The sequence below is a fragment of the Streptomyces sp. NPDC058683 genome (assembly GCF_042716195.1).
Taxonomy (GTDB): domain Bacteria; phylum Actinomycetota; class Actinomycetes; order Streptomycetales; family Streptomycetaceae; genus Streptomyces.
Genome location: NZ_JBHXSK010000003.1, coordinates 86644 through 98148, shown reverse-complemented (window position 1 = coordinate 98148; position 11505 = coordinate 86644). Strand labels below are relative to the sequence as shown.

Here is an 11505-nt window from a genome sequence, read left to right as displayed (position 1 = left end):
TCCCCCTTCGTACCGCCCCGACGGCGGTCACCGCGCTGCGTCGGCCCGTCCGAGATTACGCGTCCGGATGTGTCCGCGTCATGCCTTCCGGTACCGGTGGTTCACCCGGCAACGACCTTCGGCCGCAGGAATGTCCCGCCGGACCCATTGACGCGCAAGCGCTTCGATTTTACGGTCCCGTTCGAAGTTACGAGCGCAATTCGATATCCCGAACGAGCTATACCGAGCAAGTTCCTCGAAGGTAAGGGCAGGCAATGGGACGACCTGGCCTCGGTCGCAGGCAACTACTGGGCGCGGCAGGAGGGCTGGCGGCGGCCGCGAGTTTCGGCTTCGCCGCCCTCGGCACCGGCGCCGACGCACTGGCATCGAGCGCGCGCACCCGGGTGCGCTACTGGAACCTCTTCTCCGGCGGCGACGGCTACAACATGATCGCGATGCTGGACGCCTTCCGCGCGGCGCACCCGGACATCGCGGTGAAGGACTCCACCCTCCAGTGGGGCAACCCCTTCTACACCAAGCTCGCCATGGCGGCCGCCGGCAACCGCGCACCGGACCTCGGCGTCATGCACATCGGCCGGGTCGCCGGCTTCGCACCGGGCCGCCTCCTGGACGCCTGGGACGTCGGCCTGCTCGCCGAGTACGGCCTGCGGGAACAGGACTACAACCCCAAGCTGTGGCAGCGCGGCCTCATCGACGGCAAGCTCTACGCCCTTCCGCTCGACGTCCACGTCCAGCTCTGCTTCTACCGCAAGGACGTGCTGAAGAAGGCGGGCCTGCTCGGCGCCGACGACCGGATCGTGCCCATCACCTCCACCGACGACTGGTTCGGCGTGCTCAAGGAGGCCAAGAAGGCCACCAGGAAGGGCCTGCAGACCGTCGGCCTGTGGATCAACGACCAGAACTTCCAGTGGTGGTTCTTCGTCGCCTTCTACACCCAGCTCGGCGGCACCTGGTTCGACGACGCCGACACCGAGGTCACCTTCGACACCGACAAGGCCACCCAGGTCCTGGAGTTCCTGCGCCGGCACGTCACCGACGGATACGCCGACCCGGCCATGGGGTCCGTCGGCGCCGAACAGTTCATCAACGGCGCCCCGTTCGCCTGGGAGGGCAACTGGTCGGTGCCCGTCTACGACGCGGCGAAGCTCGACTACGGCGCGATCCCGCTGCCGCCCGTCTTCGGCAGGCAGGCCACCCACGCCGAGTCGCACTCCTTCGTCCTGCCGCACCAGTCCGACCGCGGCGGCGCCACCGACGAGGCGGCCCACCGACTCGCCGCCTACGTGGTCACCCACGCCCGGCAGTGGGCGGCCGGCGGCCACATCCCCGCGTACACGCCGACCCTGTCCACACCCGCGTACCAGAAGCTGTACCCGCAGAACGAGTACGTGTCGGCCATGGACCACCAGGCCAACGAGCCCAAGGTGTGGTTCGCGGGCTCCACCGGCATCCTCGCCCAGCGCGTCGGCCCGATCGTCGTCTCCTCGACGCTCGGCTCCGCCAAGCCCGACGCGGCGGCCGGCCGGATGAAGAGCGAGCTCGCCAAGCTGCTCGCGATGAAGAACCCCATGGACGGCAGGACCGCCGCGCAGGGAGGTACGGCCGCATGACGACCGCCGAGACCGTTCTCGCCCCGGTCCGCGCCAGGACCGCCGCCCACAGCGCCACCCTCCGCCGCAGGCAGGGCTTCCAGCACGGCGGCTGGTTCGTGGCGCCCTTCCTCCTCCTCTTCGCCCTCTTCGTGATCTGGCCGCTGCTGCGCGGCATCTACCTCAGCCTCACGGACGCCAACATCACCGGCGCGGGCGAGAGCTTCGTCGGCCTCGACAACTACCGCGAGGCCCTCAAGGACCCGCTGATGTGGGACGCCCTCGGCCACAGCGCGTACTTCACGCTGCTGGTCGTGCCCTGCATCACGGTCCTCGCCTTCCTCCTCGCGATGCTCGCCCACCACATCGAACGCGGGAAATGGCTGTGGCGGCTGTGCTTCTTCGTGCCCTTCCTGCTCCCCTCCACCGTCGCCGGCAACCTCTGGCAGTGGCTGTTCAACCCCGGCACGGGAATGATCAACCATGTGTTCGGCATCGACACACCCTGGCTCACCGACAAGTCGTACGCGATGCTCGCCATCGTCATCGAGACCCTGTGGTGGACGGCCGGCTTCAGCTTCCTGCTCTACCTCGCCGCGCTCCAGTCCATCCCCGCCCACCTCTACGAGGCCGCGAAGCTGGACGGCGCCAACGCCTGGCACCGCGCGGTCCACATCACGCTCCCCATGCTGCGCAACATCACCGGCCTGGTCGTCGCCCTGCAGATCCTCGCCTCGCTCCAGGTCTTCGACCAGGCCGTGGTCATGATGGACTTCGGCCCCGGACCGGAGAACTCCACCCGCACGTTCGTGCAGTACACCCTCGAAGAGGGCTTCACCAGCTACCGCGTGGGCTACGCCTCCGCGATCTCCGTCATCTTCTTCGTGATCATCGCCGCCGTCGCCCTCGCGAGGATGTGGCTGCTGCGCAACCGCACCGAGGAGGCCACCCGATGACCACGGCCGTACAGCGCCGCAAGTCCACCTGGACTCCCAGCCAGATCGTCCTCACCCTGCTCGGCACGGCGGTCTCCGCCGTCTTCCTCGCCCCGCTCGCCTGGGGGCTGTTCACCTCCCTCAAGTCGGAGACCGAGGCCGTCGAGGTGCCGCCGCACTGGCTGCCCGAGCACTGGACGGGCCAGGCGTGGCGGGCCCTCTTCGGCACCGGCAACATCACCGACTGGTTCGTGAACTCCCTGGTCGTCTCGGTCTGTGTGACGTCCGTCGTCCTGCTGGTGAGCGCGCTCGCCGGATACGGTTTCGCCCGCACCGAGTTCCGCGGCAAGGGCCCGCTGCTGGCCCTGGTCATGTCCGGCCTGATGGTCTCCCCGGCGGTCCTCGGTGTTCCCCTCTTCACCACCGTCCAGCAGATGGGCATGGTCGACACCTACTGGGGCATGATCCTTCCCCAGTGCGCCCCCGCCGCCATGGTCTACATCCTCTACAAGTTCTTCCAGGGCGTTCCGCGCGAGCTGGAGGAGGCGGCCTTCATCGACGGCGCGGGCCGCTGGCGGGTCTTCTTCACGATCGTCCTCCCGCTCTCCCGGCCCTCCCTCGCCGCGGTCGGCATCTTCACCTTCATCGCCTCGTGGAACAACTTCCTGTGGCCCTACATGGTGACCAACAACCCCGACCTGATGACCATGCCGAACGGCATCGCGACCGTCATGAACTCCTACGGCATCCAGTGGGCCCAGCTCATGGCCGGCGGCCTCATGGCGGGCCTGCCGCTGATCGTCGTCTTCGTCTTCTTCCAGCGCCAGATCGTGGCGGGCGTCGCCCACACGGGTCTGGCCGGCCAATGAGGAGCCCGAGTTGAAGCGCTTCCCCAGACTCGCCGCCCTGCTCGCGGCGACCGCTGTCGCCCTCCTTCCCACCACCGCCTCCGCCGACGTCACCTACCCCGACCCGCTGCCCCTGACCGGCCAGCAGATCATCCACGACCCGACGGTCCTCCAACTCGGCGACGGCCGGTACGTCGCCTACTCCACCGGCGGCATCATCGGCGCCCGCCTCTCCACGAACCTCCGCGACTGGACCGACGCGGGCAACGCCTTCACCACACCGCCGAGCTGGTGGTACGACTACAACTCCACCGCCGACCCGTGGGCCCCCGACCTCTCCTACCGCGACGGCCGCTACTGGCTCTACTACGCCGTCTCCTCCTGGGGCACCAACCACTCCGCGATCGGCGTGGCCACCTCCCCGTCCGGCCTCCCGGGCACCTGGACCGACCAGGGCAAGGCGTTCTCGTCGGAGACGACGGACTCCTGGAACGCCATCGACCCGGCGATCGTCCGGGCCGACGGCAAGCTGTGGATGGCGTTCGGCTCGTACTGGACGGGCATCCGCATGGTGGAGCTGAACCCGGAGACGGGCAAGGCGGTCCCCGGAACCCCGGTCGCCCACCTGGCCACCCGCCCCGACGCCCCCTACGCCGTCGAAGGCGCGTCGATCCTCCACCACGGCCGCTACTACTACCTCTTCGCGTCCTACGACGCCTGCTGCGCGGGCGTGAACTCGACCTACAAAATCAGGGTCGGCCGCTCGACGTCGGTGACGGGCCCGTACGCGGACAGCACGGGCAAGCCGCTGCTGGAGGGCGGTGGCGACCTCCTCCTGGCGGGCCACGGCCGCTACATCGGCCCGGGCGGCGAGTCGACGTTCAGCACCCATGGCAAGACCTGGCTGGCCTACCACTACTACGACGCGGACGACAACGGCACGCCGAAGCTGGGGCTGAACAGGCTGGGTTATAACAAGAACGGCTGGCCGGAACTCGCCTAGGGGCAGCGCGCCCCTTCAGGGGCGCGGGGAACTGCGCGAGCAACCACGAACCACCCGCACCCGCCCACGATCGAGAACAACCCACCCCGAAAGGCGAACATTGCGCACCGCCCGCTTCACCCTCGACCCCGCCTTCACGATCGGCCCCGTAAACCCCCGCCTCTTCGGCTCGTTCGTCGAACACCTCGGCCGCTGCGTCTACACCGGCATCTTCGAACCGACCCACCCCACGGCCGACGCCGAAGGCCTCCGCACCGACGTCCTCGACCTCGTCCGCGAACTCGGCGTCACCACCCTCCGCTACCCCGGCGGCAACTTCGTCTCCGGCTACAAGTGGGAGGACTCGGTCGGCCCGGTGGAGGAACGCCCCCGCCGCCTCGACCTCGCCTGGCGGTCGACGGAGACCAACCGCTTCGGGCTCAGCGAGTACATCGCCTTCCTGAAGAAGGTCGGCCCGCAGGCCGAGCCCATGATGGCGATCAACCTCGGCACACGGGGCGTGGCGGAGGCCCTGGAACTCCAGGAGTACGCCAACCAGCCCTCCGGAACCGCCCTGTCGGACCTCCGCGCCGCCCACGGCGACAAGGACCCCTTCGGCATCAAGGTCTGGTGTCTGGGCAACGAGATGGACGGCCCCTGGCAGACCGGCCACAAGACCGCCGGGGAGTACGGCCGCATCGCCGCCGAGACCGCCCGCGCCATGCGCCAGATGGACCCGTCCGTGGAACTGGTCGCCTGCGGTTCCTCCAGCCAGTCCATGCCGACCTTCGCCGAGTGGGAGGCGACGGTCCTCGCGGAGACGTACGACCTGGTCGACTACATCTCCCTGCACGCCTACTACGAGCCCCAGGACGGCGACGTCGACTCCTTCCTGGCCTCCGCCGTCGACATGGAGTCCTTCATCGAGAACGTGGTCGCCACCTGTGACCACGTGGGCGCCAGGCTGAAGTCCAAGAAGAAGATCAACCTCTCCTTCGACGAGTGGAACGTCTGGTACACCTCGAAGTGGCATGCGATCGAGAACTCCGACGCGCGGGACTGGCCCGAGGCCCCCCGCCTCCTGGAGGACAACTACAGCGTCACGGACGCCGTCGTCTTCGGCTCCCTCCTCATCGCGCTGCTCCGGCACGCCGACCGCGTCACCGTGGCCTGCCTGGCCCAGCTGGTCAACGTCATCGCCCCGATCATGACCGAGCCCGGCGGCCCCGCCTGGCGTCAGACGACGTTCTTCCCCTTCGCCCAGGCGTCGCGGCACGGCCGGGGCCAGGTGCTGGACGTGCGCGTGGACTCACCGACGTACGAGACGAAGAAGTACGGCGAGACGAGCCTGCTGCACGCGACGGCGGTCAGGGCCGACGACGGCACGGTCACGGTCTTCGCCGTCAACCGCAGCCGGACGGAAACCCTGCCCCTGGAGATCGCCCTGAGCGGCCTGGACCTGACGGCGGTGACCGAACACAGCGTCCTGTCGGACGAGGACCCCGACGCCCGCAACACACTGGAGGAGCCGAACCGGGTAGCCCCTCACCAGGCCGACGGCACAACCTTGAAAGACGGCATCCTCACCGCCGCTCTGGAACCCCTGTCCTGGAATGTGATCCGCCTGGCGTAAAGCGCCCCTTTAGGGGCGCGGGGAACTGCGCGAGCAACCCCCCACAACCCGCACTCAACGGCCGGGGGAGTCCACCCCCACAACCGGTACTCCTCCGGCCGCACTCCCCAGCAACTCCAGCCGCACGACCCCCGGCCCGAACTCGCCCGTCCCATCCGAAAGCACGGCCAAGGCCAACGTGTTGGACCCCCGGGTCCGCAGGATCCCGTTCGGCAGCACGAACGTGTGCTGCGGCCCCACATCGTTGATGTACTGCCCGAGGTTCCACCCGTTCAGAAAGATCTGCACCCGATAGGCCCGCGCCGGATCGTCCTCGAGGACCAGCCCCACCGACGCGTCGACCCCGTCCGGCACGGCCAGTTTGAAGCCCGTGCGGTACCAGGTGACGCCCATCCCCTTGTCCGTGCGCGGAAGTTCGGCCGGCTCCCAGCCGCCGTCCGCGAACCCGGGCAGATGCCAGCCCTCCCGCTCCCCGTAGAGGCCGCCGTTGTTCTGCGGTCCCCGCACCGGATCGGGCGCGGTCTCGCCCTGGATCCGCCAGCTCACCTTCGGGGCAGCCCCCTTGAAGGTCACGGCGGTGAGGCCGCGGGCCACCTTGTGGGTGTCCAGGGAGCGGCCGTCCATGTCGTGCTGCATCCGCCGCACCAGCACGGACAGCACATGCCGCCGCTGCTCGCGCCGTTCCTTCTCCGACGCCTGCTCGGACTCCTTCTTCCACTCCTTCTGCAGCCCGGCGACGGAGAACTCGGCCGTGGCCGCCCAACTGCCCTGCCGGACCGTCTTCGTGTCCGGCACCGGCATCCGGTGCGAACCGAGCGGCTTCCCGTCCAGCCAGGCCATCAGCATGCCCTGGGTGCCCGTGCTGTAGGCGAGGGAGAGGGACTCCAGGTCCGCGAAGTCGCCGTCCACCCGGCCTCGGTACCAGACGTCCCCGTAGTGGAAGCCGTAGTCGTCGGCGAACAGCACCGGCTGACCGTCCGGGACGGGCGTCGTACTGAACGACGTCTTCTTGTCCGCGACCACCCACGACGCGTCGTCGAAGGCTGCCGCGGACTCGGGGTTCTCGGCCTTCCGGCGCCAGCCGGCCAGGACGGGCAGCGCCGGCTTCGGCGCCCCCGCCAGGTCCGACGTGGCGACCAGGCTCTCCGAGAGGCTCACCCGGGTTTGTACCGGCCGCCCGTTCCAGGTGACCGAGGTGATCCCGCGCGGCCCCCACACCTCCACGCCACTCGCCCCGACCGTGTCCCCGGTGAGCTGCACGGTCGACCCGCTGAGTTTGGCGTGCCGCAGCAGCGCCGGGCCGTAGACCAGCAGGGTGCCGGACGGGGTGTCGTACGGGAACAGCCGGAGCGAGGTCGCGTCGTCGGCGAAGAGCAGGAGCAGCGGGGTGTCGCTCTCGCCGCGCTGGACCAGGACCCGGGTGAGCCCGCCCTGGCCGAGCGGCGCGGTGACGTGCAGGACGCCCTGGTCGTAGACCCAGGCCGCCTCTTCGTCCAGGCGCTGGACGAAGGGCTCGGCCGGGCACTCGAGGACCAGGTGCGCCATCTCGCCGTACCGGCCGGTGAACAGGGCGATGTCCTGCCGGCCGGCGGTGAACACGGCCATCGGCTGGGCGGTGGCGTACCGCAGCTTCCGCTTGCCGAGGGAGAGCCCGGTGGTGATGAGCCGGGCGTCCTTGGCCGGGACGGTGACCTCGATCTCGTCGCCCCCGTCCCGCTTGCGGGTCTTCAGGGTGGACGTCACCTCGGTGGCCCCGTCGTTGCGCAGCACGTACACGTGCGCCTGGGTGTCCGGGTTGGTGAGGTGGTACGTCTTCAGCCCGTCCGCGTGGACGTCCGCCGCGCGCTCCAGCTTGGCGAAGTCCGGCACGCGTTGCAGGAGGTGGCCGAGCTGGTGCATCGGGGCGATCTTCGGGGTGACGTTGCGGGCCTCGTCGATGACCGCCCCGTAGTCGTACGACGTGTAGACGACCGGCGCCGGCAGCCAGCCCCAGTTCGTGCCGCCGTAGGTCATGTAGACGTTGTGCAGGGTGATGCCGTTGGCGAGGTTGGTGAGGTAGAAGCGGCGTTCGTAGGCCGCGTCCCGGGTGCGCCGGGACTCGGCGTACCCCTTGCCGCCGAACTCGACCCCGCCCCACGGGTCGAACCAGCCGCCCCCGAACTCCGGCACGAACCCGGGCGTACGAGGGCTGGCGGTCGCGCCGCCCTTCAGGCCGCCGATCCCGAAGTCGCCCCAGTCCGGCGGGGTCTGGGTGGGGGCGGGGTAGCCGTCGAAGCCGTACAGCCACTTCCCGGTCTCGCCGCCGGTGTCGAAGGAGCCGGGGATCCAGTAGCCGTTGCGGCCCTTGTCGTTGTGGAAGAGGGGGACGTCGATGCCGTCCGCCCGCACCTTCTTGTAGAGGTGGGACATGTAGGCGGGGCCGGCCGGGTCGGCGACGTGGCCGTCGTACTCGTTCTCGATCTGGTAGAGCAGGACGGTTCCGCCGCCGTCCGTGTGCTGGTGGCGGCGCACGATGCGGTTGACGGCCGTCAGCCACGCGTCGACGTGCCCGAGGTAGGTCGGGTCGGTGGTGCGGGCCGAGCCCTGCGTGGCGGTGAGCCAGCCGGGGAAGCCGCCGGCGTCGACCTCGGCGTTGATGTAGGGGCCGGGGCGCAGGATGACGTACAGCCCGGTCTCGGCGGCCGTGCGCAGGAACAGGTCCAGGTCGCGGACGCCGGTGAAGTCGTACTTGCCGGGCGCGGGGGAGTGGTAGTTCCACGCCACGTAGATGCTGACGGTGTTGTAGCCGTGCGCCCGCATCTTCTCCAGCACGTCCCGCCACAGGGACGGGCTCGGGAGCCGGAAGGGATGCAGTTCACCGGACCACACCACCAGCCGCCGGCCGTCGACGACCAGGGAGTGGTGGTCGTGGCCGATGGCGTGTCGCCGTCCGTCGGCGCTCGGCGGCGCGGGGGCCGGGCCGGTCGGCACGGTGCGCGCCGCGTAGGCCGCGGGCGCCCCGGGGCCGCCGCTGCCGCCCAGGGCGAAGCCGAGCGCGGTCGAGCCGGCGAGGGCACTGAAGGTACGTCTGCTGAGCGCCAAGGGATCCTCCCGGGCGATCTTACGGGGCGCGGGTGGGCCCATTGTCCATGGGAGGACGCCCCACAATGGACGCATGAGGATCTCGGCACGAGCGGATTACGCGGTACGGGCGGTACTGGAGCTCGCCGTACGGCAGGACGACGGCCCGGTGAAGGCCGAGGAGATCGCCGGAGCCCAGGACATCCCGCACAAATTCCTGGAGGGAATTCTGGGTGACCTCCGGCGCGCCGGGATCGTGGACAGCCGGCGTGGCGGGGGCGGCGGCTACCGGCTGGCGCGGGACGCGTCCGCGATCACCGTGGCGGACCTCATCCGGGCGGTGGACGGCCCGATCGTCTCGGTACGCGGCGAACGCCCGACGGGTCTGGCCTACACCGGCACCGCCCAGCCCCTGCTGCCCCTGTGGATCGCCCTGCGCGCGAACGTCCGCCGGATCCTCGAAGGAGTCACCGTGGCGGACATCGCGGCGGACGCCCTGCCGGAGCCGGTCCGGGCCCTGGCCGCGGAACCGGCGGCATGGGAGAACCCGTAGGGGTGAGGCGAGCGTCGACGGGGCTGTGAAATCCGCCGTTGTGAATGGCCGGAGTTCGCCCTGACCGGTCGGTGCGGGGGTTCCTACGATGCGACCGCCCCGTTCTTCACAGGAAACCCACAGGTTCTTCAAAGGTAAACCACAGGAGCCGTGTGGGTCGTGTGGACCGAGGCTGTCACCCCCCACCCGATCACCGAACCGGAGAAACCATGAAACCCATGAGGCATGGACTCCTGCTCGGCGGAGCGCTCACCGCGCTGCTCACCGCCGGGTTGCCCGCTCAGGCCAACGCCTCGTCGTCGCCCGTCTTCGACGACCCGCCGCCGGACAAGATCGTGATCAACGTCGCCACGGTGAACGGCTCCGGCTGTCCGCAGGGCACCACCGCCGTCGCCGTCTCCGAGGACAACGAGGCCTTCACCGTCACCTACAGCGAGTACCTCGCCCAGGCCGGCGGCAACTCCGACCCCACCGCCTTCCGGCGCAACTGCCAGCTCAACCTGGTCGTTCATGTGCCGGGCGGTTTCACCTACGCCATCGCCAGCGCCGACTACCGCGGCTTCGCCTCCCTCCAGCAGGGCGCCACCGGTACCCAGCGCGCCTCGTACTACTTCCAGGGCTCGTCCAACACGGCCTCCGCGAACCACCCCTTCCGGGGCCCCTACGACGACAACTGGCAGGCCACCGACACCACCGACTGGGCCCAGCTGGTCTGGGCGCCCTGCGGGGTGCAGCGCAACTTCAACATCAACACGGAGCTGCGGGTGACCGCCGGCAGCGCGAACCCCGGCAAGGTCAGCTTCATGACCATGGACTCCACCGACGGCGAGATCAGCACCGTCTACCACCTGGCCTGGAAGGAGTGCCCCGCCCAGTAGCCCGCGTCGCGCTCACAGGCTCCCCGGGCGGACCAGTCCGGTCCGCTTGACCCCCGTCAGGATGGGCGTGACCTCGGTCGTCGTGACGTGTTCGAGGGCGCCGACGGTCTCGCTCAGGAAGACGTAGAGCGCGTCCAGGTCGGCCGCGGCGACCGCCACCAGCAGGTTGGCCGACCCGGTGGTCGCCGAGGCGAACCGCACCTGTGGATGGCGGCTGAGCCGCCGGCCGGTCTCCTCCAGGCCGCCGGGGGCCACCGTCATCCACAACAACGCCTCGGTACGGATGCCCAGCCGGGCGAGATCGACCTCGGTGGCGAGCCGTACGGCCATGCCGCCCGCCAGCGCCTCCAGGTGCCGGCGGGCGGTCAGCGCGGAGATGCCGGTGCGCCGGGCGAGCTCCGTGTAGGAGGCCCGTCCGTCCTCGACCAGTCCGGCGATCAGCTGGTGGTCGACGGGCTGGAGCGGGGTCCTGCCGTAGGCCGCAGGCAGGTCCGGGCGCAGACTGGCCAGCTCCTCCGCGGAGAGCAGGCCGCCGCTCCAGTCGAAGCCGGCCGGGAAGACCCGCAGCAGCGCGTGCGAGGTCCACGACTGGACGGCCGCGGTGGCCGGAAGGTCGCGCAGCAGCAGGTTGTTGCGGGCGTCCGGGCCGTCCAGGAACAGGATGGTGCAGATCTCGTCGCCGCCGCCGAGGACGTCCACCCAGATCGTGTCGGGGCGGCGGGCCAGGGTGGCGGCGATGGCGCCGATCCGGTTGGGCCTGCACCGGATGCGCAGGGTCAGCGGGATCAGGTCGGGGAAGCACACGGGGTTGCGGACGGCCGTCGCCCGCAGGGTGCCGTCGTGGTAGAGCGGCGCCGCCCGCCGGACCACGGTCCGCTCGGAGACGCCGAGGACCCGGCCGACGGTCCGCCACGAGGCGCGCGGGGAGGCCATCATCGCGGCGGCGATCCGGCTGTCGGTCTCGTCCAGATAATGGCGTGCTTTCTCCATATCCATGGATCATATGGCCTGCATTCTTGATGGGAAC

Annotated in this window: 9 protein-coding genes; 7 read left to right on the top strand and 2 right to left on the bottom strand. The window is 69.9% G+C overall.

What is annotated here, in order from left to right:
• Window positions 1–254: 254 nt before the first annotated feature.
• From ACFWXC_RS04270 to ACFWXC_RS04250, 5 genes are all read left to right on the top strand, one after another.
• Complete coding sequence (locus ACFWXC_RS04270; protein ID WP_384472782.1) at window positions 255–1610, top strand: extracellular solute-binding protein; 1356 nt, start codon at window positions 255–257, stop codon at window positions 1608–1610.
• Window positions 1607–2545 carry a carbohydrate ABC transporter permease gene (locus ACFWXC_RS04265; RefSeq protein WP_384472779.1) on the top strand — a complete coding sequence of 313 codons (939 nt, stop codon included), beginning with the start codon at window positions 1607–1609 and terminating at the stop codon, window positions 2543–2545. The genes ACFWXC_RS04270 and ACFWXC_RS04265 overlap by 4 nt, the downstream gene beginning before the upstream one ends.
• Window positions 2542–3393, top strand: a complete 852-nt coding sequence (locus ACFWXC_RS04260; RefSeq protein WP_384472776.1) for a carbohydrate ABC transporter permease — start codon at window positions 2542–2544, stop codon at window positions 3391–3393. Before ACFWXC_RS04265 ends, ACFWXC_RS04260 begins: the two co-directional genes overlap by 4 nt.
• Before the next feature lie 10 nt (window positions 3394–3403).
• Window positions 3404–4375 (top strand): arabinan endo-1,5-alpha-L-arabinosidase, encoded by a 972-nt coding sequence (locus ACFWXC_RS04255; RefSeq protein ID WP_384472774.1) that lies wholly within the window; start codon window positions 3404–3406, stop codon window positions 4373–4375.
• Between the two features lie 100 nt (window positions 4376–4475).
• Entirely contained in the window at window positions 4476–5987 is a 1512-nt protein-coding gene (locus ACFWXC_RS04250; protein ID WP_384472772.1) for an alpha-N-arabinofuranosidase, read from the top strand.
• A gap of 54 nt (window positions 5988–6041) precedes the next feature.
• On the opposite strand, the gene ACFWXC_RS04245 is transcribed toward ACFWXC_RS04250, so the two are convergent.
• Complete coding sequence (locus ACFWXC_RS04245; protein ID WP_384472769.1) at window positions 6042–9068, bottom strand: beta-galactosidase; 3027 nt, start codon at window positions 9066–9068, stop codon at window positions 6042–6044.
• Window positions 9069–9141: 73 nt separating this feature from the next.
• Here ACFWXC_RS04245 and ACFWXC_RS04240 point away from each other — a divergent pair, with 73 nt between their 5' ends.
• Together ACFWXC_RS04240 and ACFWXC_RS04235 are read left to right on the top strand one after the other, a co-directional pair.
• Window positions 9142–9600, top strand: a complete 459-nt coding sequence (locus tag ACFWXC_RS04240; protein ID WP_352218698.1) for an Rrf2 family transcriptional regulator — start codon at window positions 9142–9144, stop codon at window positions 9598–9600.
• Between the two features lie 218 nt (window positions 9601–9818).
• Window positions 9819–10478 carry a DUF4360 domain-containing protein gene (locus ACFWXC_RS04235; protein ID WP_384472766.1) on the top strand — a complete coding sequence of 220 codons (660 nt, stop codon included), beginning with the start codon at window positions 9819–9821 and terminating at the stop codon, window positions 10476–10478.
• Between the two features lie 12 nt (window positions 10479–10490).
• Here ACFWXC_RS04235 and ACFWXC_RS04230 read toward each other — a convergent pair whose 3' ends face one another.
• Window positions 10491–11468 (bottom strand): Lrp/AsnC family transcriptional regulator, encoded by a 978-nt coding sequence (locus ACFWXC_RS04230; RefSeq protein ID WP_384472764.1) that lies wholly within the window; start codon window positions 11466–11468, stop codon window positions 10491–10493.
• Window positions 11469–11505: the final 37 nt, after the last annotated feature.

Bases quoted from the DNA above. Each gene is read 5' to 3' on its own strand.
- ACFWXC_RS04235 (WP_384472766.1), top strand. From the start codon at position 9,819: ATGAGGCATGGACTCCTGCTCGGCGGAGCGCTCACCGCGCTGCTCACC.
- ACFWXC_RS04240 (WP_352218698.1), top strand. From the start codon at position 9,142: ATGAGGATCTCGGCACGAGCGGATTACGCGGTACGGGCGGTACTGGAG.
- ACFWXC_RS04265 (WP_384472779.1), top strand. From the start codon at position 1,607: ATGACGACCGCCGAGACCGTTCTCGCCCCGGTCCGCGCCAGGACCGCC.
- ACFWXC_RS04230 (WP_384472764.1), bottom strand. From the start codon at position 11,468: ATGGAGAAAGCACGCCATTATCTGGACGAGACCGACAGCCGGATCGCC.
- ACFWXC_RS04260 (WP_384472776.1), top strand. From the start codon at position 2,542: ATGACCACGGCCGTACAGCGCCGCAAGTCCACCTGGACTCCCAGCCAG.
- ACFWXC_RS04270 (WP_384472782.1), top strand. From the start codon at position 255: ATGGGACGACCTGGCCTCGGTCGCAGGCAACTACTGGGCGCGGCAGGA.